The sequence below is a fragment of the Ruegeria sp. AG6 genome, from assembly GCF_056541565.1.
Map to the genome: position 1 here is coordinate 33,908 of NZ_JBQFYQ010000013.1, position 23,671 is coordinate 57,578.

26 protein-coding genes and 1 tRNA gene are annotated in these 23,671 nt (G+C 58.0%); 10 read left to right on the plus strand and 17 right to left on the minus strand.

From position 1 onward, the window contains the following. Positions 1-73 precede the first annotated feature (73 nt). The 7 genes from ACR0I0_RS18755 to ACR0I0_RS18785 form a co-directional block, all read right to left on the minus strand. Complete coding sequence (locus ACR0I0_RS18755) at positions 74-895, minus strand: ATP-binding cassette domain-containing protein (RefSeq protein WP_152459131.1); 822 nt, start codon at positions 893-895, stop codon at positions 74-76. Position 896: 1 nt separating this feature from the next. Then, positions 897-2,003, minus strand: a complete 1,107-nt coding sequence (locus ACR0I0_RS18760; RefSeq protein WP_171118992.1) for an ABC transporter permease — start codon at positions 2,001-2,003, stop codon at positions 897-899. 69 nt (positions 2,004-2,072) lie between these two features. Then, a complete protein-coding gene (locus tag ACR0I0_RS18765) occupies positions 2,073-2,993 on the minus strand; it encodes a sugar ABC transporter substrate-binding protein (RefSeq protein ID WP_171638033.1) in 921 nt (306 codons plus the stop codon). 124 nt (positions 2,994-3,117) lie between these two features. Further along, positions 3,118-4,131: an inositol 2-dehydrogenase gene (iolG, locus tag ACR0I0_RS18770; RefSeq protein WP_209835322.1), complete on the minus strand. Its 1,014-nt coding sequence runs from the start codon at positions 4,129-4,131 to the stop codon at positions 3,118-3,120. Between the two features lie 381 nt (positions 4,132-4,512). Next, positions 4,513-4,589 (minus strand) — tRNA-Arg (locus ACR0I0_RS18775). A gap of 21 nt (positions 4,590-4,610) precedes the next feature. Beyond that, positions 4,611-5,087 carry a GNAT family N-acetyltransferase gene (locus ACR0I0_RS18780; RefSeq protein ID WP_171638037.1) on the minus strand — a complete coding sequence of 159 codons (477 nt, stop codon included), beginning with the start codon at positions 5,085-5,087 and terminating at the stop codon, positions 4,611-4,613. Beyond that, a complete protein-coding gene (locus tag ACR0I0_RS18785) occupies positions 5,088-5,399 on the minus strand; it encodes an ETC complex I subunit (protein ID WP_152459136.1) in 312 nt (103 codons plus the stop codon). Positions 5,400-5,556: 157 nt separating this feature from the next. On the opposite strand from ACR0I0_RS18785, the gene ACR0I0_RS18790 reads away from it, so the two are divergent. From ACR0I0_RS18790 to ACR0I0_RS18810, 5 genes are all read left to right on the plus strand, one after another. Beyond that, on the plus strand, positions 5,557-5,814 hold the full coding sequence (locus ACR0I0_RS18790) for a hypothetical protein (protein WP_171638041.1): 258 nt from the start codon (positions 5,557-5,559) through the stop codon (positions 5,812-5,814). A 14-nt stretch (positions 5,815-5,828) separates the two neighbouring features. Next, on the plus strand, positions 5,829-8,015 hold the full coding sequence (uvrB, locus tag ACR0I0_RS18795) for an excinuclease ABC subunit UvrB (RefSeq protein ID WP_480492510.1): 2,187 nt from the start codon (positions 5,829-5,831) through the stop codon (positions 8,013-8,015). A gap of 3 nt (positions 8,016-8,018) precedes the next feature. Next, on the plus strand, positions 8,019-9,017 hold the full coding sequence (locus ACR0I0_RS18800) for a hypothetical protein (protein WP_480492511.1): 999 nt from the start codon (positions 8,019-8,021) through the stop codon (positions 9,015-9,017). 106 nt (positions 9,018-9,123) lie between these two features. Continuing rightward, positions 9,124-9,831, plus strand: coding sequence for an ORF6N domain-containing protein (locus ACR0I0_RS18805; RefSeq protein ID WP_480492512.1), 708 nt, complete (start codon positions 9,124-9,126; stop codon positions 9,829-9,831). Between the two features lie 43 nt (positions 9,832-9,874). Next, entirely contained in the window at positions 9,875-10,303 is a 429-nt protein-coding gene (locus ACR0I0_RS18810) for an excinuclease ABC subunit B (protein WP_480492513.1), read from the plus strand. A gap of 5 nt (positions 10,304-10,308) precedes the next feature. Here the strand turns inward: ACR0I0_RS18810 and ACR0I0_RS18815 are convergent, their stop codons facing one another. Both ACR0I0_RS18815 and ACR0I0_RS18820 read right to left on the minus strand, forming a co-directional pair. After that, entirely contained in the window at positions 10,309-10,542 is a 234-nt protein-coding gene (locus tag ACR0I0_RS18815; RefSeq protein WP_209835348.1) for a TFIIB-type zinc ribbon-containing protein, read from the minus strand. 157 nt (positions 10,543-10,699) lie between these two features. Continuing rightward, positions 10,700-11,122 carry an excalibur calcium-binding domain-containing protein gene (locus ACR0I0_RS18820; protein WP_480492514.1) on the minus strand — a complete coding sequence of 141 codons (423 nt, stop codon included), beginning with the start codon at positions 11,120-11,122 and terminating at the stop codon, positions 10,700-10,702. 93 nt (positions 11,123-11,215) lie between these two features. Here ACR0I0_RS18820 and ACR0I0_RS18825 point away from each other — a divergent pair, with 93 nt between their 5' ends. Continuing rightward, positions 11,216-11,746: a HugZ family pyridoxamine 5'-phosphate oxidase gene (locus tag ACR0I0_RS18825; protein ID WP_480492515.1), complete on the plus strand. Its 531-nt coding sequence runs from the start codon at positions 11,216-11,218 to the stop codon at positions 11,744-11,746. Positions 11,747-11,749: 3 nt separating this feature from the next. Here the strand turns inward: ACR0I0_RS18825 and ACR0I0_RS18830 are convergent, their stop codons facing one another. From ACR0I0_RS18830 to ACR0I0_RS18850, 5 genes are all read right to left on the minus strand, one after another. After that, positions 11,750-12,157, minus strand: coding sequence for a universal stress protein (locus ACR0I0_RS18830; RefSeq protein WP_171725080.1), 408 nt, complete (start codon positions 12,155-12,157; stop codon positions 11,750-11,752). 65 nt (positions 12,158-12,222) lie between these two features. Next, positions 12,223-12,549 (minus strand): antibiotic biosynthesis monooxygenase family protein, encoded by a 327-nt coding sequence (locus ACR0I0_RS18835; protein WP_152459145.1) that lies wholly within the window; start codon positions 12,547-12,549, stop codon positions 12,223-12,225. A gap of 144 nt (positions 12,550-12,693) precedes the next feature. Further along, the gene (locus tag ACR0I0_RS18840; RefSeq protein ID WP_480492516.1) at positions 12,694-14,982 is read right to left on the minus strand and encodes a glycosyl hydrolase family 28-related protein; all 2,289 of its coding nucleotides are present in this window, start codon (positions 14,980-14,982) and stop codon (positions 12,694-12,696) included. A gap of 138 nt (positions 14,983-15,120) precedes the next feature. Further along, complete coding sequence (locus tag ACR0I0_RS18845) at positions 15,121-15,522, minus strand: DUF4864 domain-containing protein (protein ID WP_171725082.1); 402 nt, start codon at positions 15,520-15,522, stop codon at positions 15,121-15,123. 49 nt (positions 15,523-15,571) lie between these two features. Further along, positions 15,572-17,146: a lysine--tRNA ligase gene (locus ACR0I0_RS18850; RefSeq protein ID WP_480492517.1), complete on the minus strand. Its 1,575-nt coding sequence runs from the start codon at positions 17,144-17,146 to the stop codon at positions 15,572-15,574. Between the two features lie 363 nt (positions 17,147-17,509). Here ACR0I0_RS18850 and ACR0I0_RS18855 point away from each other — a divergent pair, with 363 nt between their 5' ends. The 3 genes from ACR0I0_RS18855 (at position 17,510) to ACR0I0_RS18865 (ending at position 19,118) form a co-directional block, all read left to right on the plus strand. Further along, complete coding sequence (locus ACR0I0_RS18855) at positions 17,510-18,235, plus strand: class I SAM-dependent methyltransferase (RefSeq protein WP_171725084.1); 726 nt, start codon at positions 17,510-17,512, stop codon at positions 18,233-18,235. Beyond that, positions 18,232-18,606, plus strand: a complete 375-nt coding sequence (locus ACR0I0_RS18860; RefSeq protein WP_480492518.1) for an EamA family transporter — start codon at positions 18,232-18,234, stop codon at positions 18,604-18,606. Before ACR0I0_RS18855 ends, ACR0I0_RS18860 begins: the two co-directional genes overlap by 4 nt. Before the next feature lie 89 nt (positions 18,607-18,695). Continuing rightward, the gene (locus tag ACR0I0_RS18865; protein WP_152459150.1) at positions 18,696-19,118 is read left to right on the plus strand and encodes a tellurite resistance TerB family protein; all 423 of its coding nucleotides are present in this window, start codon (positions 18,696-18,698) and stop codon (positions 19,116-19,118) included. A gap of 19 nt (positions 19,119-19,137) precedes the next feature. On the opposite strand, the gene dacB is transcribed toward ACR0I0_RS18865, so the two are convergent. The 3 genes from dacB to ACR0I0_RS18880 form a co-directional block, all read right to left on the minus strand. Beyond that, the gene (gene dacB, locus ACR0I0_RS18870) at positions 19,138-20,616 is read right to left on the minus strand and encodes a D-alanyl-D-alanine carboxypeptidase/D-alanyl-D-alanine endopeptidase (protein ID WP_480492519.1); all 1,479 of its coding nucleotides are present in this window, start codon (positions 20,614-20,616) and stop codon (positions 19,138-19,140) included. Between the two features lie 66 nt (positions 20,617-20,682). After that, positions 20,683-21,303, minus strand: a complete 621-nt coding sequence (locus ACR0I0_RS18875; RefSeq protein ID WP_210093754.1) for a nicotinate-nucleotide adenylyltransferase — start codon at positions 21,301-21,303, stop codon at positions 20,683-20,685. A 32-nt stretch (positions 21,304-21,335) separates the two neighbouring features. Next, positions 21,336-21,806 carry an MOSC domain-containing protein gene (locus ACR0I0_RS18880; protein WP_171638071.1) on the minus strand — a complete coding sequence of 157 codons (471 nt, stop codon included), beginning with the start codon at positions 21,804-21,806 and terminating at the stop codon, positions 21,336-21,338. Between the two features lie 136 nt (positions 21,807-21,942). On the opposite strand from ACR0I0_RS18880, the gene ettA reads away from it, so the two are divergent. Beyond that, positions 21,943-23,610, plus strand: a complete 1,668-nt coding sequence (ettA, locus tag ACR0I0_RS18885) for an energy-dependent translational throttle protein EttA (RefSeq protein WP_480492520.1) — start codon at positions 21,943-21,945, stop codon at positions 23,608-23,610. Positions 23,611-23,671 lie beyond the last annotated feature (61 nt).

The window sequence follows — 23,671 nt, forward strand, 5'->3', positions numbered from 1 at the left end:
GCCTGAAATCAGAGTGGCGTCAGGTGCCACCGCCCGATGGATGCCCCCCGTGAGGGCATCCGAGTGTCTTGCTTTAGACAGTACCGCCCAGCGATCCCTCAAGCTCGGCCATTTCCTGACCACCGGCCATCAGGTCCTGCAACTCTTCGGGTGTGATTTCACCGCGTTTGGCAGTGCCCAGTGTTTTGCCGCGGTTCAGTACGGTAAAACGATCGCCCACCGCCAGCGCATGGCGCACGTTGTGGCTGATGAAAACCACGCCGACACCCTGGCTGCGAACCCGGTCGATCGTGGCAAGAACATTGGACGTCTGACGCACACCAAGCGCCGAGGTCGGTTCGTCGAGGATCAAGATCTTGGCGCCGAAATACACCGCCCGCGCGATGGCCACCGTCTGACGTTCGCCGCCGGACAATGTCCCAACCGCCTGATCCGGCGCGCGCAGATTGATGCCCATCTTGCGCATCTCTTCCATGCAGACTTCGTTTGCATGATCCACATCGAACCGCTTGAGCAACCCTTTGCCCTTTGTGGGTTCGCGCCCCATGAAGAAATTGCGCGTCACGCTCATCAGCGGGATCATCGCAAGATCCTGAAACACGGTCGCGATGCCCGCTTCCATCGCGTCACGCGGCGTGTCGAAATGCAACGGCTGGCCTTCGAACAAAATCTCGCCCTTGGTAGGTTTGTGCACCCCGGACATGGTCTTGATGAAGGTGGACTTGCCCGCGCCGTTGTCGCCCAGCAGGCAATGGCATTCCCCGGGCTTGACGTCAAAGCTGACGCCAGCAAGTGCGATGATATTGCCAAAGTGCTTTTCGATGTCTTTCATCTGAACGATGGGCGCCTGATCATCGACGGCATCGCCATGGTGGAACTTGGTGTCTTCGGTCATATCAGCGCTCCCCGGTTACGCGCTTGCGGATCGCGTTGTTGAACAGAACGGCAATCAACAGCATGGCACCCAGAAAGACCTGGAACCAATCCTGATCAAAGTCGGTATAGGTCAGTCCGATGACGACCATTCCAAAGATGATCGAGCCGAAGAAAGCCCCGATGGCCGAGCCGTATCCGCCGGTCAGCAGGCAGCCGCCGATCACCGCGGCGATAATCGCCTCGAATTCTTTCTGGAACCCCCGCCGCGCATCGGTCGAGCCTGCGTCCATGACGGTAATGATCGCCACAAGGGCGGCACAGCACGCCGTCAGCATGAACAGTGAAACCTTGACGCGGTTCACCGGTACACCCGAATTGGATGCAGCCGTGCTGTCACCACCCGAGGCGAAAATCCAGTTCCCTACCGGGGTACGCAGCAGCACGTAGGTCGCCGCCAGTGTAATGACGATGAACCACAGGATTTCGACCGGAATACCCGGGACCTTGGGCGCGCCGCTTTTGAATGTATCGATCATGCCGTTGGCGGCCAGCCATGCGAACAGGCTGCCGAATGCTTCGCCCGAAAAGAAGGGGGCCAGCCAGTCGTTTTCGACCGCGTCGCGCACGCCGCGCAGTTGGGTCGAACCGCCTGTCGCCATTTTCAGCCCCACCAGTGACAGGCCACGAAGGATGAACAGAAACGCCAGCGTTACAATGAACGAAGGCAGGCCCGAACGGATCACGATATTGCCGTTGACCGCACCGACACAGGCCGCAAATACGAATGTCATTGGGATGGCAAAGATCAGCGGCAATTGCCAGGTCACGACGCAGACGCCGAAAAACAGCCCCGAGAACGCGACCATCGATCCGATCGACAGGTCGAACTCTCCACCGATCATCAGCAGTGCCGCACCGATCGCCAGGATACCCAACTGTGCCGCAGGGGTCATGAAGTTCATGACACCGGCAAGAGTGAACATCGATTCATCTGCGGTGATCGCAAAGAACACGAATACCAGAACCGCCCCTGCAATGGCGCCCAGCTCGGGTCTTTTCATCAGTTTGGTCAGGAACGGTTCTTTCTTGACCCTTTCGTCCGACAGGACGGGCGCTGATTCACTCATGGTTTCCTCCCAATTCGGTGAGACCGGCGCGTTGGCGCCGATCCTGTTGTTTGTCGGATCGCGCCGAAATCAGCGGATACCCTGCGCGGACAGTTCGATGACCTGTGCGGCCTTGTCCTGAGTGATCAGGTTCGGACCCGAAGGCACGTCGCCGCCCGGCATCAGGCCGTATTTGGCGTGCAGACCCATGAAGTTCACCGACAGGTAGCCCTGAAGGTACTGCTGCTGGTCAATGGCAAAGGCCGCGTCACCATCCACGATTGACTGGAGGAAGTTGGCCGACAGGTCGAACGAGGCAACATTCAAATCCCGCCCCGAGGCTTTGGCCGCGGCGACCGAAGGCTCGCCGGCCGAGCTCGCGCCCAGCGCCATAACGGTATCGACGCTTTCGTCAGCGGCCAGCGCGGCGGCAACTTTGGACTCGATCTCGGACGGATCGTTCGAGGTCGGCAGAACGGTTACTTTACCGCCAAACCCTTCGGTGAAGCCTTCACAGCGCAGGTCAAGTGATACGTTGCCGACCTCGTGGTTGACACAGATCGCATTGGTTCCACCCATCGAGGCCAGCTTTTCACCAGCCGCCTTGCCCGCATCATATTCGTCCTGACCCACATGCAGCAGAGCGCCCAGTTCCTTGGCCACTTCCGCACCCGAGTTGATCGAGATCACCGGGATACCGGCGGCAACCGCACGTTCGATTGAGGGGCCAAGCGCATCGGCATCCGGGATCGAGACGATCAGTCCGTCAGGCTCCTGGTTCACGGCGGCGTCGATCAGCTGCGACATGGCAACCATGTCAAAGGTCTCAGGTGCACGATATTCCACATTCACACCGACATCTTTTCCGGCCTGCTCTACGCCGTTCTTCACGACGTTCCAGAATGCGTCATTGGCCTGGCCATGCGACACGACCACGATTTCCTGCGCAAATGCAGGTGTGGCCAAGGCCAGTGCCCCCGCAGCAAGCGCGCCTTTAACGAATTTCTTCATTTCAGTTTCCTCCCAATGGTTCAGTCTGATCTTCTGTCGGGGTACCGGCCCCAATCATCCGGCTGTGCCGAATCTCAGTGGCTGCGGCGCTGGGCCGAGCTGGTATTAGTTTGAAGAATTTCGATCATTTTGCAACCGGTTTCAAAATCTCTTCCATCCGAACGGGCTTTCCCGTCTGCGCTGACAGGGTCGCGGCCTCGGCCATCGCCAGCGCTGCAACACCGTCCTTCAGCGTGACCGGAACTTCGGATCCACTTTCAACAGCGTCGACAAATGCGGCCCATTCCACACGGTAAGCAGGCATGTAGCGTTCCAGGAAGAAATAGGTCGGCTTGGCCCCCACCACACCGTCCGCCGTTGACTTTACGACAGTGTTCTCCAGCATGTTCTGAGCCTGTAGCAACCCCTCGGACCCCAGCAGTTCGACCCGCTGGTCATAGCCATAGGCCGCGCGCCGCGAATTCTTGATGACCGCGATGCGGCCATCCGCGTAAGTCATTGTAACTGCCGCTGTATCCACATCCCCCGCGGCGCCGATTTCAGCATCCACAAGCGAGGACCCAACCGCCGAGATCGTTTCGGGAACATCCCCCATCAGGAAGTTAGCCATGTCAAAATCATGGATCATCATGTCCCGAAACAAACCGCCAGACACCTTTACGTAGCTGACTGGTGGTGGCGCCGGGTCAAAAGATGTGATCGACAGGAGCTCTGCCTTGCCGATCTCACCCGCATCCAACCCCGCCTTCAAGGTCGCAAAATTGGGATCAAATCGCCGATTGAACCCTATCATGACCGGCTTGCCGCGTTCCGCGACGGTATTCAGACAATCCGAGGCGCGCTTCAGGTCCAAATCAACGGGCTTTTCACACAGGACGGCTTTTCCTGCGCCTGTCGCTGCTTCAATCAGGTCAGAATGCGTATCTGTTGGAGTTGCAATCAGAACCGCGCCGATTTCCGGATCCGCAATGATCTCTTCGGAACTGCGCGCCTCGGCCCTATGATCACTGGCAAGGCTGGCCGCGGCCTCGGTCAAGGCATCGGAAACAGCAATGAGTTTGCTGCCCGGATGCGATGCAATCGCCTGCGCATGAACACGCCCGATGCGCCCGGCACCCAACAATCCGACGTTCAACATACAGATCTCCCGAATCTTGTTGTTGCGCGCAACAATGATTCTATTTGCAACCGGTTGCAATATTTTTTTCGCTACCTTGGCGCTTTTACGGCCCAGGCCCCAAATCACCCTGAAAAATTCGCGTTATGATCCCGGATCCTGATCCGCCGGCTGCAACCCACACGCTGAAATCCGCGCATTGGCCGTCCTACGGGAATCCCCCAATTTCGGAACATGGTGAATCAGGTTAATGTTTGGTTAAGGAACACACACTACCACTCTGTGACCCCTTAGAAGGGCTGGCATGACCCCCTCGTCCAGCCCTTCATACCTTACCCGACAACCGCGAAGAAACAGCCCGCATTGCGGCCTGACGTGTTCATCGAAATCGAAATTCGAGAATGGCGATCCCTGAAGGACTCGAACCCTCAACCTGCTGATTAGAAGTCAGCTGCTCTATCCAGTTGAGCTAAGGGACCGCTGCACCCTTCTTGCGGTTTTTACGAGCGGGGTTCAAGAGCCAAGCGCATGAATGCGCTGTTCGGATCGTCACTGTACCCAAAGATCGGTCCGCAATAGGAATAACCCAACGCTTCGTAAAGCTTGCGGGCGGCATCATACTCTGGAAGATGCTCTGCCCCGGTTTCCAAAACCAAAGCCTTGACGCCTTCTGCGCGCGCCAGATCGGCCAGATGAGCCATCATGACACGCGCCAGTCCGCGCCCCCGTGCCTGTGCGAGGATATGCACCGATTTCACCTCGGCCGTGCCATCGGGCAACAGCTTCAAGGCGCCGCAGCCCAAAGCCTGCTGATCGTCGTAAATCGCACAGAATCGAATGCCCGATCCGGCCAGTGATTCTGCGCTCATCGTATGGTTGCTTTCCGCAGGGCCGGCCGATTCGCTGTGAGCGAAATGAGCTTCCACAATCGGGCGCAACACGTCCGAGGTCGGGTCTGCCTCGCGAATTTCGATCATTCAGTGTGTCCAGGGCCCACGGCGGTCGGTGGCGAAGTTTTCTCCGTATCCGCGTGCGCGCAGGTTGGGTTTGCGCTTGTGCGGCTCGCTGACCTGCGCATCGATGCCATTGTCCCTGGCATAATCCATCGCCTCTTTCTTGGTGTCGAATTTCAGGCGTATCTGGGTTTGCGTGTCATTGGATGATGTCCAGCCCATCAGCGGATCAACCTCACGTGCCGAAGCGGGGGCATATTCCAGAACCCACTTGCGGGTCTTGGCCATTCCTGAAGTCATCGCATTCCTTGCAGGCTGGTAAATCCGTGCGCGCATGTCGCCTCTCCGTACTCACTTGGCTGGACCTGTTTATGCGTCAGAGCGCAGCCCGGGACAAGACAACAATTGTCGCGGATTGTCGAAGCAAGCCAATGACAGAAACTGTCATCAGGGCCAACTATGATCTTCGACAAGTCAGCCGAAGGATAAGCAGATGATCCATCGTGAATGCATTCTGGACGTCAACGCAAACCCCGGGAACAACCGGGCGATGCCCTCGACCGAAGCCCATGCCGTGATCGCCGGCAAACCGATGATGACGAAGGCTCTCATCGGCGACCTTGCCGCGTTGGCCGGCAAGGTTGGCTCGGATCACAATCCGGATGCGTATCTGCCCAGTTTCAAAACTGGGGAATTTGTACCGGATCAGCCCTTGCAGTTGGACAAAATAAGAACAAATGTAGGGGCCTGATCCGGAGCCTGCCCATGCCATACGCCCATTCCGACAAGACTCAAATGACAACCGAAGATGTTCGGGCCCGCCTGAAACTGGAAGGCGGCAAACGGTTTGTCATGCATACGGAGTTCGCCCCCGCAGGAGACCAGCCAACCGCGATCAAGGAACTTGCAGGCGGCATTCTGGATGGAGAGCGCGATCAGGTTCTGTTGGGGGCGACCGGTACGGGCAAAACCTTCACCATGGCCAAGGTGATTGAAGAAACCCAACGCCCGGCCATCATCCTCGCCCCCAACAAGACATTGGCGGCGCAGCTTTACGGAGAGTTCAAGGGGTTTTTCCCGGAAAACGCGGTCGAATATTTCGTCTCCTACTACGACTATTACCAGCCCGAGGCCTATGTCGCGCGATCGGACACGTATATCGAGAAGGAATCGCAGATCAACGAACAGATCGACCGGATGCGCCACTCGGCCACGCGGGCGCTGCTGGAACGCGACGACGTGATCATCGTGGCCTCGGTCTCGTGCATCTATGGCATCGGCTCGGTCGAGACCTACGGGGCGATGACACAGGATCTGAAGGTCGGACACGAATACGACCAGCGGCAGGTGATGGCCGATCTGGTGGCCCAGCAATACCGCCGCAACGATCAGGCCTTCCAGCGCGGCAGCTTCCGGGTGCGGGGCGACAGCCTTGAAATCTGGCCTGCCCACCTTGAGGATCGCGCCTGGAAATTCTCGTTCTTCGGTGAGGAACTGGAAAGCATCACCGAATTCGATCCGCTGACCGGCGAGCGCGCCGCGACGATGGAACAGGTGCGCGTCTATGCGAACTCGCACTATGTCACGCCGAAACCGACGATGCAGCAGGCCATCATCGGCATTAAAAAGGAACTGCGTCAGCGGCTGGATCAACTGGTGGGCGAGGGCAAACTGCTCGAGGCGCAGCGGCTGGAACAGCGCACCAATTTCGACCTCGAGATGCTCGAGGCCACCGGCGTCTGCAACGGGATCGAGAACTACTCGCGCTATCTGACCGGCCGCGCGCCGGGCGAGCCGCCCCCGACCCTGTTCGAATTCATCCCCGACAATGCCATCGTTTTTGCCGACGAATCCCACGTCAGCGTGCCGCAGATCGGCGGCATGTATCGCGGCGACTACCGGCGGAAATTTACGCTGGCCGAACACGGGTTCCGCCTGCCCTCCTGCATGGACAACCGTCCCCTCAAATTCGAGGAATGGGACGCCATGCGCCCGCAATCCGTCTTTGTCTCTGCCACCCCGGCGAAGTGGGAGATCGAACAGACCGGCGGTGTCTTCACCGAACAGGTGATCCGCCCAACGGGCCTTTTGGACCCCGAGGTCGAAATCCGCCCCGTCGAGATGCAGGTAGACGACCTGCTGGACGAGGTGCGCAAGGTCGCCGCCAATGGCTTCCGCACGCTGGTCACCACGCTGACCAAACGCATGGCCGAGGACCTGACCGAATACCTGCACGAACAGGGCATAAAAGTCCGCTACATGCATTCCGACATCGACACGCTGGAACGCATCGAGATCCTGCGCGACCTGCGGCTGGGGGCTTTCGACGTGCTGGTGGGCATCAACCTGCTGCGCGAGGGGCTCGACATCCCCGAATGCGGCCTGGTCGCCATTCTGGACGCGGACAAGGAAGGCTTCCTGCGCTCCGAAACCTCGCTGATCCAGACCATCGGTCGCGCCGCCCGCAACGCCGAAGGCCGCGTGATCATGTATGCCGACCGCATCACCGGCAGCATGGAGCGCGCGCTGGAGGAAACCAACCGCCGCCGCGCCAAGCAGATCACCTATAACGAGGAACACGGCATCACGCCCGAGACGGTAAAGAAGAATGTCGAGGACGTTCTGGCCGGGCTCTATCAGGGCGACGTGGACATGAACCGCGTCACCGCCACCATCGACAAGCCGATGCACGGCGCCAATCTCGAGGCCCATCTGGACGGTCTGCGCGACCAGATGCGCAAGGCGGCCGAGAACCTGGAATTCGAAGAAGCCGCCAATATCAGGGATGAGATCAAACGTTTGGAAGCGGTCGATCTGGCCATCGCCGACGACCCCATGGCGCGTCAATGGGCGGTCGAGAAAGCCTCGGAAGACGCGGTGAAATCGCGTGGACGGTCAACGGCTGGCAGGCCAGGGCAGCGGGGTGGGAATGTGAAGCGGAGGAAGCGATAGTCAATGTCACAAAAAGAAATCGACAAAATTAGAGACGGCGCCGTCAGCATGAGGGTCGGTGATGACGGAAAGCGCTGTCTGATAATGATTGGAATCTCTGAAGCAATGTACGTTGTCAAAGAAAATTCCATTTGGAAAATTCAGCTCGCCGATGCTATCGATCCTGGCCGCTCAAACGTCGGCTTGCCGAATACACAACAACAAGTCCTGTCAATTGGGGCGCATTCTGAAGTTGTGAAAAAGACTCTCCTTCAGGTACACTACTTTCTTGAAGCAAACCTTTCAGAAATAGAAGTCGATAGGGATTATTGCTTGTCTAAAGCCTTGGCGCTTTCCGTTGCCTTTGCCAAGCTTGATGAGACAATTTTTCGACTCGAGAAGCATTCAAGTGAAACAGAAGATACCCTTCAGCCACCTTCGATGAGGTCGCTTTTGGTACCTGTTTATGCAGATTTAGAACGAGAATGGTCTAACGCCCATGACGCTCTTTCAGATATTCGATCTATTCTTCGCGAATTGAGTTTTCACTTTTTTCCTGACATCAGCAAGAAGGAGAACTGGTTTCGCGACTTGGCAGGAAGATTGGACTTTTCTGCATTTTCGTCCGCTGATCAAAGTGACGTACTTTCCGACATCGAGCACGATTTGGGCTTCGTTAGGTGGTTTAGGAACGCAAAAGAACACCCTAAACCCGGGCAATTACTTGCACTACAGAACTATCGCTTGTTGCCGAACGGGTCCGTTGCCGCACCCTCAGTAGTAGTTGAGAAAGGTGATGACACTCCAGTTGAAATGGACTTGGCCTCTTTGCTTCGACAGCTTCGCTGTGCCACGATGTTCAGCTCTGAAATGATAGTTCTTTGGTTGTTTTGTAGTAACTTGCGGAAGGTATTTGGAAAAGACGTTTCCATAGCGGCGAGAGATCTAAACTCCACCTCAGAGAACAAACCGCCTTATGTCTACACTGTCGAGTTTGAAGGTCGGGACATGATAATTGGCTAAGTCCTCATCCTCAGTTGCGACAATCTCACCCCCACACTCCACCCTTGCACCCCACCCCTCCCTCCTCCACGTTTGAAATCACAAATTGTGATTCCAAACGGCTGCCATGACGAACCCGAACACCCTGCCCTCCACGCATGAGGTCCAAAACGCCATTCACAAGGTGCGCGGCACCCGTGTCGTGCTGGCCGAGGATCTGGCGCAGTTCTACGGAAAATCCGTCAGCGCTTTCAATCAGGCCGTCTCGCGCAACAAGGATCTGTTCGAGGGCTACCGCTTTCAGCTGACCGATGCCGAGGTGGCCGATCTGCAATCACAGAATGTGATTTCAAAGCCCAAGGGTCGCGGCGGGCGGCGGGTCAACCCTTGGGTCTATACGGATTACGGCGTGGCCATCGCCTCGGCCCTGTTCAAGGACCCGCGCGCGATCAAGATCACCCGCATGATCACCGAAGCCTTCGTCGACGGCGCAAACGCATTGGCCGAAACCCCGCGCAGCCTGCCGGAAATTCTGCCACCCGAGGATGCCCCCGCCCCGCTGCTGCCCAATGGCGATCAGTTGCGGGCGCTGGCCGAAAACATCCTCGATTCCGGGCAGCAGAGCCTGGTCGACTACATCGCCAACCCCACCACCAAGCGCCAGCAGGCGGTGGCGGTGATCATGAAAACCCTGGCCGAAACCGCCGGCGAAGAGGTGCGCACCCAGCACGAGCGTCTGCGCCTGCGCATCGCCGAACGGTTGGCCGCAGGCGATTATGCCGATGATGACGACCGCAAGGGGTTGCTGGACCTGCTGAATGCGATGAAAGGCTGACGCAGCCCTTGCCCCGGACTTTTCGGCCGCTAGACTTCGCCCCATGCGCGTTGTCCTGTTATCATTGATCCTCGGCACACCCGCCGCCGCGTGGGAAGCAACGGCGGGCCAGATCTGCACCCTGTCACACGTGACGGACACGGCAGAGTTATTCCTGACCTATGACCCCGCAAAGCCGCTCTATACCCTGTCCGTTACCCGCAAGACCGAAGGTTGGACCAATACCCCATGGTTCGCGATGCGGTTCCAGGGGCCAAACCCTATCGAAATCGCCACTCCGCATCATGTCCTATCTGACGGTGCATCGATGCTGACGGTTACCGATACCGGATTTGGAAACGTGCTGGACGGGCTGGAATACAACCTGACCGCCTATGCGTTTACGCAGGACAGGGTGAGTGAATTTCCCTTGGACGGTGCAGCGCCCCAGGTTCGCATTTTCCGCGAATGTGCCGGGGCCCAGCTGTCCTAACCGGGTCAGAAATCGAACAGATCTTCCAGAAAGCCGCCTCTTTTCTTTTTCTTGCGATGGCCGTGATCCGCCCGGTCATCGTAGCCGGGTTGTGGCGAAGAATACGCTGTCGAACGCTCGATGATCTTGTCCAGTTCGCCCCGATCCAGCCAGACACCTCGGCATTGCGGACAATAGTCGATTTCAACCCCGTTTCTGTCCGTGATGACCAGTTGAGTTCCGTCAATCGGGCATTGCATCATACGATCTCCTGTTTTGCCATCCATATGAGATGGGGTTGATCCGCTGCATTGCCATCCCACTGTGACATGACGCCCGTTCGCTTGAGGCTAACTGGATGACACAGGCAACCGGCCCCGGCCCGAGCAGATTTTCTGGACTTCGCGATTACAACCGTCAGGGGCGCACGAACTTGGCCGTTCCAAGAGACCGCTGTTGCGGTTCGGGATTGTTGTGAACTGGCGGCGCAGTTGCCCGGGGCGGGCTGGCAGCGCCACAGGCGACCCCGTCGCCATCCGGGTCATTACGCTTGTGATAACCCGCCTGCCCCTCGTAAAACGGCCCCACCCCCAGCGACTGCGTTGCATCACACCCTGCCAATGCGATCAGGTGGATCACCGCCTCTTCCCGCTCAAATCCGGACAGGCGCAGAAAAACACCCGTGGCGATCAGCACGGTGGTCAGCGGCAACAACAGAACCATGACCAGAATGCGTATCGGAGACAGCGCATGCCTGCGCGTCGCCTCTGCGCGCCGGTGTCGTCTGGACGGCCGCGGCTTCGGATCAGGCGTATCCTGCGAGGGTTTCTTGAACAGCATTGTCTGATCTGTAGCGTCGATTTGTGGCAAAGCCGAGGCAATCCCATATCGCTGAGGTAAAACAAATGGCGCAATCCATTTCAGGCACTTAAAATGACAGGGACCGTCATCTGCCCGATTTTTTGCTGCCGAACCGATATCGTGACCCAATCCGATCCTTATCAGACGCCCGACGCAGCGGCGCGCTTGCAAGCACAGGACCTTCTCTTTCAGGCCAAATTTGCCGCACTGGCCTTTCTGCGCCCTGACACCGGGTTGCCGTCTGTCTCGCGGATCGCGCTGGCCACGGATGAAGCAGGTTGCCCTGTTTCGCTGATTTCAACCCTTGCGGAACACACGCGCGCGCTGAGCGCTTGTCCCAACTGCGCCCTTCTGATCGGAGAGCCCGCAGACAAGGGCGACCCGCTGACCCATCCGCGCCTGACATTGCACGTGATCGCTCAGCCAGTTCACCGGGACATGGCAGGCTATGGTGACTTGCGCGACCGGTACTTGGCGCGACGGCCCAAAGCGAAACTCTATATCGATTTCGCCGATTTCGGACTGGTCCGGTTCGCCATCCAAGACGGCCTTTTGAACGCCGGATTTGGCAGGGCCTGCCGCCTTACCGCACAGGATTTCTAGCCATCAGCGGACCACATGCACGGCACATGCCGCATGACGAACGACATGAGACGCGGTAGAGCCCAGTAGCAGGTCCTGCATCCCCGGCCGGTGGGACGCAATTATGATCAGATCGGGTTTGTTCGCCTCGGCCCAATCCAGAATGGTCCGGCCGGAATGTCCCTCGATCACCAAACCCTTTGCATTCGGCAGCTGCGATGCCAGTTCATCCAGTTCTGTCTGAATCGCCTTACGCGCCTCTGTCAGATATTCTGACGGCATGTACGAGATTGCATAGTTAGGAATATGCTCGACCACATGCAACAAGGTCACCTGCGCGTCTGGCGTGGCCAGAATCTGGGCCAGCTTCAAAGGCCCGGATGTATCTCTTTCAACATCGAACGAGATGGGGACCAGAATGTTGTGATACATGATGTGAGCCTCCGTTTTTGCAGGCTAACTTTGAAACAGATACGAATTGCAGGCTTTGATTCAGGTCAGGAACTGCCGAATGTCTCAGCGACGTCATACATGACCGGTTCAAAGCTTTTGCAGAGTTCGTTGATCTTGCGGTTGCGATCGCGCATTTCAGGCGTGCGCAGCATGGCAAGGAAATCTTCGCGGCGTTCCCATTGCGAATAGTTTGCTATTCGGGTTTGCGCGTCATTGACGTGCAGCCCGGCGGAAACGAAACCTGGCTGCTTCGAAATGAATTCGGCATAGGCATCCGTCAGAGCTTCCAGAAGGTCCTGGCAGGTGCCAGGCGTCATTTCAAAGGTCGTGATAACTGTCTGAACACTGGCGTTTTTGGCGATTTTCAGCATCGGGATTCTCCACTTTCTGTCCCAAGCCTAACACATCAAAATGAAACGTCGCCTATTTCCTGCCGTCCTTGCAAACCGGGTCTGTTATTTTACGGTCAGATCAGAGTGAAATGGCCACCCGTTTCGGGGTGGCCAGACAGCCTTTTAACGTTCCATGCGCATCAGAACCGAGGCCGTACCCTTCACATGCTCTGGCCAACGCAACAGAAAACTGTCGCCTGTCGCCCCCTGTTCGACCTCAACATGAGGCGCACTGAAGACGTGGTTGTTGAACACCCCCGAGAGCACACCGATCGTCGCAACCCCATCGCAGCTTCTTGCTTTGCCGTCGAAAGGCAACTGCCCGTTTGCCGAAACAGGCCAAAGATTGGACACCGAGTTCTGCGTATAACGAACCCTCAACGGGTTTGCGGATTTCCTTGTTACGCCATGATACGTATTGTTCTGGAAGGTCACGTTCGAGTGCCTGTCTTTGTTCAAGTCGGCAAAGCTTGTATCCACCCGATCCGCTCGAAAGATTTCACCGCTCGTGGCACGGAACTTGTTGCCGGTCACGACCAGGCCATTGAGAAAATGCCCGGGCCCATAGGGACGAATGACGATGAAACTGAACCAGGACGGGGCCTGACTGGAATAAAAGATGTTGTCCGTGATGCTCATTGCACTGAACGAAAAGCCACTCGTGTAGGTCGGCGACGGGTCGCGTTCATTCGTCCATTCGACGAAACAGTTGTCGACATAATTCTCGGCGATAGTGGAACTGTTGTAGGTGCCGATCATGATCAAACCGGCCGTACGCACACCTTGCGGGATGCTATCGCCCTGAAAGACATGGTTGCCCAGGATCATGTTGTTGTCACCACCCAGAACGGCGAAATGTCTGAAACGCACCGCTCGGTTGTGGCGCAACTTCACATCGTTTGAATTGGTATTCAACGCAATGGAATACCGGTCCGTTACGACAAGGGATTCTTCTGCTGACAGGAACTGGCAATTATCGATCAGCATACCCTTGCACCCCGTTCCGGTCGACGTGATCCCCCGGTTTTTCGGGCGGCTGATAAAACAGTCGCTCAACGAAAACGTACTGCCGGAGGCCGCCAAACGAATTCCGCTGCATCGGCTGTTGCACTGAAATTCGATCTGTTCCATGCCGAATTTCCGAAGCGTGCTGAAGCCGCTGAAATCCAGCAGGTACTTGAGTGAATAGAATGTGAAAGACTGGGTCCCCGAAGCCCCCACAAGAGGCGCACTCAGTGTGATCTCACCCGCACCGACATTCTTTGACCGTACATAGATTTCGCGCCCGACTCCGCTGCCGGCAACGTAGGACCCAACAGGAATGTTGGCGACATTCGCGACATTGGTCAGACGCGTTTTATCCGACGGATCATAGGTTGCAGTCGAGGTGAACGTTTCGGTATCCCACGCCGAACTGCTTTTGACATCAAACTGACCATTCCGGATCACGCGACGGGTTGAAAAACCACTCTGCTTGTTGGGAACCGCTGCGGCCATGTCGATCGGCGCGGTGACGGAAATCTTGCGACCACCCAAATCCAGCGAGTCATGATCCGAATTGTTCAGAAGGGCCTGAAACGCTTTTTTGAACGCCAGTTCTTCGTCTCCGAAAGCCGAGATGTAAGCCGGCAGATGGAAATCCTTTGTCAGCAACAGCATCTTGTCATCCGGCATGGTGACTGTGCCTTCAAAGTCCATTTCGGACGTCATACTGGTGTTTTCGGCCAGATGATAAGTCCCTTGCGGAACGTAAATCCGACGGCCACCCGCCGCCTGATCGGCCGCTTCAAACGCAGCTGAATCATCCGTCACACCGTCGCCGATGGCCCCATAGTCGCGCACATCCACAACACTGATCATCTCACGCAGGAAGACACCGGTGACATCCGTGATCTCCAGGTCGTCCACACGCACCAGCGCCCCATTCGCGCCCTCAATATCCAGACCAAAATGGCCATACAGGGCGGCCAGCCCCCAAGGCATGTCCACGCCGGGGCGTTTGCCGGTTCCGACAATCGCCGTTATTTCATGCACTCCTCCATAGCCTGACAGCTGTGTTGCAGGCCCCTGCTCCACAACACCTGACACATGCGTGTCCCCCGCGCCCCCGGCCCAGGCCGCTATGCGCACCGACGGCAAAGGGCCGCTGATCGCCTTGACCCGCGCTTTGATCTGCAAATAGCAACCAGGCAAAATCGGCGTCTGGCCCATGTATCGAAGCTGTTGGGTGGTTTGGACTTTCAGGATCTCCAGACAGCCACCAAAATCGGCATCCGCAGGCACGAAAACCCCCGTGCCGGATCCACCATATGTGGGCGAGCCGGGCGTTCCGTCCCCCGCAGACCAAACGTTCAGGCCATTCGCGAATTGAGGCGGCATGAAGACGATGCCGTCAGTGATTGCCTTGTTCATTGAAAACCCTTTCTAAATCGCGCCACGCCAATCTGGCGACGCGTCCAAACCCCGTGTCCAGGTCCGCCCCGAACGCGTCAGTCTGAATACCGAAAGAGAATTAACCACGGCTCATATCACCGTGACGGTGGTGTTGCCTCAGGCCGCAGGGTCAGCGTTGCCCAACAATTGGACGCCATTGATTTTCCAACCGCCTTCCAGAGGGATCATCTGATAGTCCAATATGTGCACACGCCCGTTTGCATCCGTGATCATCACCTTCTGCCACAAGGCTCCTGCAATTTCACGCAACTCCAGAAAACGTATGTCGGCAGGACGCCAGACCATCGGATATCCATTGCGCACCATCTGTCCGAAATTGTCGGGGTTCTGAAAAAGGCGCTGGATGCTGGGGCTGGCAAAGGTGAAGGCCGTGGCAAAATCATCCGCCTTGAAGGCCTGTATCTGCGCCGAAATGTTTGCTTCGATCTCTGCGTTTTGCGCAAACGCGCCCGACCCCAGCCCAACACTCAGGGATACAGCAAGCAAAAATCGACGCATGGGGCCACCTCCTGCAAAAAAGAGTAGCCCCATAGGGGATCAGGTCAAATCAGACCAGCTCTCCGGCCAGCGCCTTGTCGATCAGGCCAATTGTCTCTGGCACACCGTACAGCGCGATAAAGCCGCCAAAACGCGGGCCCTGCGATGCACCCAGAAGCACTTCGTACAACGCCGTGAACCAACCGCGCATGGGGTCGAACCGCTCACGCCCGATGGAATAGACCACTGATTGGAGCGCCTCGTCCTCGGTCGGGCCATCATAAGCCTCAAGCGCGACTTTCAGCGCTTCCAGCGCCTCGCGCTCCTGATCCGTAGGTGCGCGATGTTTGCGCGTTGGTTTGACGAAATCGTTGAAGTAGCGAACCGCAAAGCCCGCGGCCTGATCCAGATCGGGATGGCTTTCAGCCGTTGCTTCCGGCGCATAGCGGCGAATAAAGCCCCACAGCGTCTCCTTGTCTTCCGCGCCCGAGACCGACGCCAGGTTCAGCAACATCGCAAACGGTACGATCAGGGTCGATTCTGGAACGTCGCCACCGTGAATGTGCCAGACCGGATTGTTCAACTGAGCTTTCAGGTCCTGCCCCGGATAGGCGCGCAGCTGCTGATGATACTCATCATAGGCTTTCGGGATCACGTCGAAATGCATCCGCTTGGCCGTCTTGGGCTTTTGGTACATGAAATACGCTAGGCTTTCAGTCGGCGCATAGGTCAGCCATTCGTCAATCGAGACACCATTGCCCGACGATTTCGAGATCTTCTGGCCATTCTCATCCAGAAACAGCTCATAGCTGAAATGCTCGGGCGCGCGGCCACCCAATGCACGGCAGATCGCGTCATAGATCTTTTCGTTGGTAGCATGTTCTTTGCCGTACATCTCAAAATCGACACCCAGCGCTGCCCAGCGCGCCCCGAAATCCGGCTTCCATTGCAGCTTCACGTTGCCACCGGTGACGGGAACGGTCCATTCCTTGCCGTCTTCATCATCGAATGTGACGGTATAGGTCTCTGCACACACTTTCTTCATCGGCACATACAGAACCCGACCGGTTTCCGGGTGGATCGGCAGGAAGATCGAATAGGTCTGCTGGCGTTCTTCCCGCAGGCTTTTCAACATGATGGCCATCACGTCGTCATAGCGTTCAACTGCACGCTTCAGAATCTCGTCGAATTGGCCCGAGCGATAGAAATCACGCGCCGAATAGAACTCATATTCGAATCCGAAGGTATCGAGGAACCGGCGCAGCATCGCGTTGTTGTGCTCGCCGAAGCTGGGGTATTCGCCAAACGGATCGGGAACCGAAGTCAACGGGCGCTGCAAATGTTCCTCAAGCGCCTCCGGGTTGGGCACGTTGCTGGGCACCTTGCGCATCCCGTCCAGATCGTCTGAAAAACAGATCAACTTGGTCGGCATGTCCGAAAGCGCCTCGAACGCGCGCTTGACCATCGTGGTCCGCGCGACCTCGCCGAACGTTCCGATATGCGGCAAGCCAGACGGGCCGTAACCAGTTTCGAACAGCACATACCCCTTTTCCGGAGCACCCTTCTGATAGCGTTTGAGCAACCGGCGCGCCTCTTCAAAAGGCCAGGCCTTGGACGACATCGCGGTTTCACGCAGTTCAGACATTTCAATGTGCTCCATCGGGGAAAGTGCCGCGGTCACCCCATGCAACCGGACCGGCCCCTCCTATTGTGCCAGTGCAGCATGAGTCAATAAAGCAGTGGCGCAATTCGCGACACACTGCGCCAAAAAACAGTCGCCCTCGGGCAGGTAGGGAAACGTTCCATGGCCCGCAAACACTCTGCCCGGGATATCTGCGCTGCATTTTCACCGGCCAGCCTTGCTCAGGCCACAATGGTGGGCCGATTGTTCACCCGAAACAAAAAAGACACGGGCGCGGGCGCAAACTTGACCCGGTTGTTTCGCACGCTCACCGGGCAGTGTTAGACAAAGGCGACACGGGGGGTTCCCCGGACCAGAGGAAACGGGATGCGACGCGAAACCACCAACCGTATACGCTTTGTACTCGAAGATATCGTGCCGCCTATCCTGCGTGACAGCGCCGCCTTTCATTGGCTGGCATGCCGGGTTTGGGGCGACCATATCACGCGCCTTGCCGAATTCCGTGAACGTGCAACCTATCTGACGGATGACGAATACGAAAGACTCTACCGCGATCATCCGCGCGTACATCAGGGCACCGACAATTCCGAAGCCTGCATCAAGCGGATTGCCAAGGATATCGTCGGGCAAAGCATCTGCGATGTCGGCTGCGGCACCGGAGTTCTTTTGCAACGCATAAAGGCCGCCCGACCCGACATCACGCAACTGACAGGAGTGGATTTCGTCGTCGATGATGCGGCAGCCATCGACAATATCGACTATGTCGCAGCTCGGATCGAAGAACTGCCGTTCGAAGACAACAGCTTTGACACCGTAATCTGCACCCACGTGATCGAGCATCTTCTGGATTACCGGCAAGCAATCGCTGAACTGCGTCGTGTCGCGCGAAAACGCGTCATTATCGTCGTCCCGCGTGAACGCGAAAGCAGGTACACCTTCAATCCGCATTTCAACTTTTTCCCCTACACCCACAGCTTTCTGCGCGCGGTGCATCCCAGCCCGGACATCCATGTCTGCGAAGATCTGGGGCGCGACATCTACTATTGCGAAGACCGCCCCGGGGAAAAACCGGAACCGGAGCATCAAGGATGACTCCGCCCGCCCCAACGACACTGGTCTGGGTTGGTTTGCTGTGCACACCAGTTATGATCTCGGCCGGGCAAATCCTGTTCAAACTGGCAGGAAACCGGATTGACGGGCGCGAAGCCACCGGAATTGCGGGCCTCATCCAGACGCTGTTCGATCCTTTCCTTCTGACAGCCTTTGCCATCTATGGCTCGGCTACGGTGCTGTGGGTGTATGTCCTGCGGTATCTGACCCTGTCCCAGGCCTACCCTTTCATGGCCCTCAGTTTCGTTCTTGTGCCACTGGCCTCGCACGTCTTCTTCGGCGAAACACTTGGGCTGCGCTACTGGCTGGGGGCCGCGCTTTTGATTTCGGGAATGATGGTCATGAATATCTGATCGCGCGGGGGTGGATGAAACAAGGTGTTGAACCTGACCCGCTGCGCTCATATCGTGCGTCCTCGAACGACCCCAATCAGGACCATCCCATGACCGAGCAAGTGCCCCACCCGATGTCCCCGCAGGATTGCCTTGTGGCTATCATGGTTGCAGTCTCGGCGTCTGACGAAAACATCCGAACCGCCGAGCTGGTCAAGATCGAAGTCGCCGTGAACATGCTGCCGGTCTTTGCCGGGTATGACATCGATCGGACCCGTCGTGTATCACAGATTGTTTTTGACCTGTTCGAACAAGAAGACGGTTTGGATGCGCTGTTTGGCCTGATCCGTGAAAACCTGCCCGAGCGTCTGAACGAAACGGCCTATGCGCTGGCTTGCGATGTTGCAGCCGCCGACGGTTCGCTCGCTGAAACGGAACTGCGCCTGCTGGAAGAAATCCGGTACGAACTGAATATCGACCGGCTGCATGCCGCCGCAATCGAACGCGGGGCACGCGCGCGCCACACGGTCTGATCTGGGCAATCTAAGGGTTTCAGCTTCCGTAGAGCGAACCCCAACGTTCCAGCAAGGCCCGTTGCAGTTTCCGCGACCTGCGGTTCCAGCTGCGCGCGCCTTCAGGCCGTTCGCGTTGTGCGCGAGGAATCTTGGCGCGGTGGGCCACGTCCGCCGTAAAAATGGCAAAGGCAAGATCGACCCCGTCCGCCGTTGTCAGGAAACCGCCCAACCCGGATACGAAGTTCAATGTGCCTGTCTTGGCATCGACCTTGATCGGGTGGTTCTTGACCGGCCGCCCATTGCGATCCGTCAAGGCAAAAGGCTTCATCAATGGGCGCAATGCGCCCATTTTCCGGGCCGCGACCAGGGACGCAACCAGATCCGCCGGCACCATACGCGAGGCATCGCCAAGACCGGAATGATCGACCATCGCGATCCCGTTCACGCCAAAGCTCTGAAACGCCCAACGGTTCATCTCGGCCGCCGACTCCGCCAGGTTGCGCGGGTCAACGCCCCGCGCTTTGGTTGCGGCCAGCCCAACCATCTCGGCCGTCAGGTTCGTCGAGTATTTCAGCATCCCGCGCAAAATACTGTTCAATGGATCGCTGCGATGCACCACAAGGTCGACGCCTTTTGGCGTCTCTCGTGTCACTTGCACCCGATTCAAAACGATTCCATTGGATCGGGCTAAAGTATGAAACACATCACCCGCGTACAATGCGGGCTTGCGCACAGGCAGCCAGCGCGCCCCGCCATTGCCCAGCGCGCCCTTGGCCACGGTCCAGCGGTCCTGCCGCGCACTTGGCTGATAGGTATAGATAGGCAAGCTGCGGTTCTCGACCCGCATGGCTGCCACATCCACTGCCGGCACATATCGTGCGCTGCGTGCATCCATGGTCACATCGTACCCCTTGCCGGCACGCTTCCACTCGAAATGGACCCGATTGAAATTCAACGATATCCCGCTTACCGCCGGGCTGTACCCCACATGATCCGGCTGTCCGGGATCAATGCTGAACACGAAGGGCAGCGCCCCGTCATAGACCTTGAAAGCTCCTCGAACCTCGGTGATTCCGGCCTCGCGCAGGTTGGCCGCCATCGTGGCCAGCGCATCCGTATCCAACAGCGGGTCACCCCCGCCTGCCAGTATCAGATCGCCATGCAGAATCCCGTTTTCAATTGGCCCATCTGCGATCAAACGGGTTTCGAACCGGTGGTCAGGCCCCAGAACGTCCAGCGCGTAAAGCGCGGTCATCGCCTTGCCGACACTGGCCGGGGGCAAGCCCGCACCTTCACCAAAAACCTCCAGCGGCTTTCCGGTCGCCACATCCGCGACGGCGAAAACAACTTCGCCCGTCAACCCTGCGGCTGCAACCAAACGCTCGGCACCACTCAACAGCGCCGCACGCGCGCGCGGTCTGAGCGAGACCAGCGGCGCCTGCGCCAAACCAGTTGCCGGGATCAGAGACGCCCCCAATCCTCCCAGAAACTCACGACGTGAAAAACGACCAGCCATAGTTGGAATAAAATCCCACAGATCAAATGCGCGCAACCACTCGCTGCGATTATGCGCCGGGCAAGGCTATTCCGGCAACACTTCCGCGCGCCATTCGCCGCGCGTCCGAATCTCAGTGGAACTGACATCAACCATCGGCACATTCACGAAACACCAGGCCGGAGCCTGCGCCCGCCCCAAAAGATGCCGCGCCTGCCCGTCGATCCTGTACTTGGCATAGACCCGTGCCGCCCTGGACATCCGGGCAGATATCCGGTCGCCGGGCCGCGCGACCACACCGACAGGGACACTGTCCATGATCCCTCGCCAGTCTTTCCAGCGGTGAAACTGCGCCAGATTGTCCGCCCCCATCAGCCACACAAATCGGACCTGTGGATACAATCGCTGCAACACTGTCAGAGTATCCGCAGTCGCGCGTGTACCTGTGAGCGCCTCGATGTCCGTCACTTCGACACGCGGATGCTGCATCACATTCCGCGCTGCCGCCATTCGCTTGTCCATGGGCGCGGGCCCGCGTTCCTTCAACGGATTGCCCGGCGATACCAGCCACCAAACCCGATCCAGCCCGAACGCCTTTATCGCTTGAAGCGTGACATGCACATGGCCCTGATGCGGTGGATCAAACGACCCGCCGAACAGACCGACGACCTGCCCAGGTCGCGCATAGGGTATGCCGTACCGCTCCATACCCTGCTGATGTTCAGAACTGCGAGGCGTTGTCAATCAACAGGTTGCACCACATCACCCAGCCGAACCCGCCCGGGTCGCACGACTTCGGCGCACCATCCTCCGTGCCCACGCACGGAGGAATAGCCACCTTTGCCCAGCGCTTCTTCCATCCGGCTGCACGGCGCACAAATCACGGTGAGGCGCAAAATTGCCTCGCCCACCTGCACCTCGCGCCCTTTGAGCGCCGTCAGATTGATCCCCGAAACCACCAGGTTGCGCCGCAGGATTTCAGGCGCAACCGGCCCCTGCCCCAGATACGACCCAATCGCCGCCAGATGCTCCTGCTGGATCAAAGTCACTGCTCTCTTGCCAACGCGGGCGCGGTCACTGATCAGACCGGCCTCAGTAATCACGGATTCCTCCAGTGACACCATCTCGGCCCGGCGCTCTGGTCGCGCTCCGATCCAAGTCACGCAACCGGGCTGCGCCCAACCCGCAATCAACTCGGCCAGTTCCGACATAACACCCCCATTTACAACGCACCCACACTATGCCGCCCGACCCAAAGACGAAATTCACAAAACCACCAGCTTGCCCCGCCCGTCCCGCTCGGATATCCAGCGTTTCAACCAAATTCCCCGACCCAGAGGACGCGACATGGCTGCCTATCAATATGTCTACCACATGCAGGGTGTCTCCAAGACCTATCCCGGTGGCAAGAAGTGTTTTGAAAACATCCACCTCAGCTTTCTGCCCGGCGTGAAAATCGGTGTCGTCGGCGTCAACGGCGCCGGTAAATCGACGCTGATGAAGATCATGGCCGGCCTGGACACCGACTTCACCGGCGAGGCATGGGCCGCCGAGGGGGCCAAGGTCGGCTATCTGCCGCAGGAACCGCAACTGGACGAATCCCTGACCGTTCGCGAAAACGTCATGCTCGGCGTGGCCGGGAAAAAGGCCAAGGTCGACCGCTTCAACGAGATCGCGATGGAGATCGCCGAGAACTACTCGGACGAGCTGATGGAGGAAATGACCACCCTGCAGGACGCGATCGACGCGGAAAACCTGTGGGATCTGGACAGCCAGATCGATGTCTCGATGGAGGCGCTGCGCTGCCCGCCGGACGATGCCAACATCGCCAACCTCTCGGGTGGTGAGAAACGCCGCGTGGCGCTGTGCAAGCTGCTGCTGGAAGCGCCCGACATGCTGCTTCTGGACGAACCGACCAACCACCTGGACGCGGAAACCATCGCCTGGCTGCAACAGCACCTGATCGATTACAAGGGCACCATCCTGATCGTCACCCACGACCGCTATTTCCTGGATGATATCACCGGCTGGATCCTCGAACTCGACCGCGGCCGTGGTATTCCGTACGAGGGCAACTACTCCGCGTGGCTGGAACAAAAAGCCAAACGGCTGGAGCAGGAAGCGCGCGAAGACAAGTCCAAGCAAAAGACCCTGCAGCGCGAGTTGGAATGGATGCGTCAGGGCCAGAAGGCCCGTCAGGCTAAATCCAAGGCCCGGATCAACGCCTATAACGAGTTGGCGGAACAGTCCGAGCGCGAAAAGCTGACCCGCGCCCAGATCGTCATCCCCAACGGCCAGCGCCTTGGCGGCAAGGTGATCGAGGTCGAGGGTCTGTCGAAACATATGGGCGACAAGCAACTGATCGAAGGGCTGGACTTTGCCCTGCCCCCCGGCGGCATCGTCGGCGTCATCGGCCCCAACGGCGCGGGTAAATCGACGCTGTTCAAGATGCTGACCGGTCAGGAACAGCCCGACAGCGGCACCATCACGCTGGGCGACACGGTCGAACTGTCCTATGTCGACCAGTCCCGCGACGACCTGAAAGACAACGACACCGTATGGGAGGCGATCACCGGCGGCGCCGAGATCATCCAGCTGGGTGACGCGCAGGTCAATTCCCGCGCCTATTGCTCGTCCTTCAACTTCAAGGGCGGCGACCAGCAGAAGAAGGTCTCGCTGCTATCAGGTGGTGAGCGCAACCGCGTCCACATGGCCCGTCTGCTGAAAGAGGGCGGCAACGTCCTGCTGCTCGACGAACCGACCAACGATCTTGACGTCGAAACCCTGCGCGCGCTGGAAGATGCGCTTGTCGATTTCGCCGGCTGCGCCGTGGTGATCTCGCACGACCGTTTCTTCCTCGACCGGATCTGTACGCACATCCTGGCCTTTGAAGGTGATGCCCATGTGGAATGGTTCGAGGGCAACTTCGAGGATTACGAAGAGGATAAAAAGCGGCGGTTGGGACCGGATGCGCTGGAACCCAAACGGTTGAAGCATAAGAAGTTTGCACGGTAGAGAAAGTTCTTGAACAAAAAACTTCCGATTGTATTCTTGCTACAAGAGCATCGCGCTTTAG

Excerpts from the sequence above, each read along its gene's own strand:
- ACR0I0_RS18755 (WP_152459131.1), bottom strand. The coding sequence starts at position 895 with ATGACCGAAGACACCAAGTTCCACCATGGCGATGCCGTCGATGATCAG.
- ACR0I0_RS18760 (WP_171118992.1), bottom strand. The coding sequence starts at position 2,003 with ATGAGTGAATCAGCGCCCGTCCTGTCGGACGAAAGGGTCAAGAAAGAA.
- ACR0I0_RS18765 (WP_171638033.1), bottom strand. The coding sequence starts at position 2,993 with ATGAAGAAATTCGTTAAAGGCGCGCTTGCTGCGGGGGCACTGGCCTTG.
- iolG (WP_209835322.1), bottom strand. The coding sequence starts at position 4,131 with ATGTTGAACGTCGGATTGTTGGGTGCCGGGCGCATCGGGCGTGTTCAT.
- ACR0I0_RS18780 (WP_171638037.1), bottom strand. The coding sequence starts at position 5,087 with ATGATCGAAATTCGCGAGGCAGACCCGACCTCGGACGTGTTGCGCCCG.
- ACR0I0_RS18785 (WP_152459136.1), bottom strand. The coding sequence starts at position 5,399 with ATGCGCGCACGGATTTACCAGCCTGCAAGGAATGCGATGACTTCAGGA.
- ACR0I0_RS18790 (WP_171638041.1), top strand. The coding sequence starts at position 5,557 with ATGATCCATCGTGAATGCATTCTGGACGTCAACGCAAACCCCGGGAAC.
- uvrB (WP_480492510.1), top strand. The coding sequence starts at position 5,829 with ATGCCATACGCCCATTCCGACAAGACTCAAATGACAACCGAAGATGTT.
- ACR0I0_RS18800 (WP_480492511.1), top strand. The coding sequence starts at position 8,019 with ATGTCACAAAAAGAAATCGACAAAATTAGAGACGGCGCCGTCAGCATG.
- ACR0I0_RS18805 (WP_480492512.1), top strand. The coding sequence starts at position 9,124 with ATGACGAACCCGAACACCCTGCCCTCCACGCATGAGGTCCAAAACGCC.
- ACR0I0_RS18810 (WP_480492513.1), top strand. The coding sequence starts at position 9,875 with ATGCGCGTTGTCCTGTTATCATTGATCCTCGGCACACCCGCCGCCGCG.
- ACR0I0_RS18815 (WP_209835348.1), bottom strand. The coding sequence starts at position 10,542 with ATGCAATGCCCGATTGACGGAACTCAACTGGTCATCACGGACAGAAAC.
- ACR0I0_RS18820 (WP_480492514.1), bottom strand. The coding sequence starts at position 11,122 with ATGCTGTTCAAGAAACCCTCGCAGGATACGCCTGATCCGAAGCCGCGG.
- ACR0I0_RS18825 (WP_480492515.1), top strand. The coding sequence starts at position 11,216 with ATGACAGGGACCGTCATCTGCCCGATTTTTTGCTGCCGAACCGATATC.
- ACR0I0_RS18830 (WP_171725080.1), bottom strand. The coding sequence starts at position 12,157 with ATGTATCACAACATTCTGGTCCCCATCTCGTTCGATGTTGAAAGAGAT.
- ACR0I0_RS18835 (WP_152459145.1), bottom strand. The coding sequence starts at position 12,549 with ATGCTGAAAATCGCCAAAAACGCCAGTGTTCAGACAGTTATCACGACC.
- ACR0I0_RS18840 (WP_480492516.1), bottom strand. The coding sequence starts at position 14,982 with ATGAACAAGGCAATCACTGACGGCATCGTCTTCATGCCGCCTCAATTC.
- ACR0I0_RS18845 (WP_171725082.1), bottom strand. The coding sequence starts at position 15,522 with ATGCGTCGATTTTTGCTTGCTGTATCCCTGAGTGTTGGGCTGGGGTCG.
- ACR0I0_RS18850 (WP_480492517.1), bottom strand. The coding sequence starts at position 17,146 with ATGTCTGAACTGCGTGAAACCGCGATGTCGTCCAAGGCCTGGCCTTTT.
- ACR0I0_RS18855 (WP_171725084.1), top strand. The coding sequence starts at position 17,510 with ATGCGACGCGAAACCACCAACCGTATACGCTTTGTACTCGAAGATATC.
- ACR0I0_RS18860 (WP_480492518.1), top strand. The coding sequence starts at position 18,232 with ATGACTCCGCCCGCCCCAACGACACTGGTCTGGGTTGGTTTGCTGTGC.
- ACR0I0_RS18865 (WP_152459150.1), top strand. The coding sequence starts at position 18,696 with ATGACCGAGCAAGTGCCCCACCCGATGTCCCCGCAGGATTGCCTTGTG.
- dacB (WP_480492519.1), bottom strand. The coding sequence starts at position 20,616 with ATGGCTGGTCGTTTTTCACGTCGTGAGTTTCTGGGAGGATTGGGGGCG.
- ACR0I0_RS18875 (WP_210093754.1), bottom strand. The coding sequence starts at position 21,303 with ATGGAGCGGTACGGCATACCCTATGCGCGACCTGGGCAGGTCGTCGGT.
- ACR0I0_RS18880 (WP_171638071.1), bottom strand. The coding sequence starts at position 21,806 with ATGTCGGAACTGGCCGAGTTGATTGCGGGTTGGGCGCAGCCCGGTTGC.
- ettA (WP_480492520.1), top strand. The coding sequence starts at position 21,943 with ATGGCTGCCTATCAATATGTCTACCACATGCAGGGTGTCTCCAAGACC.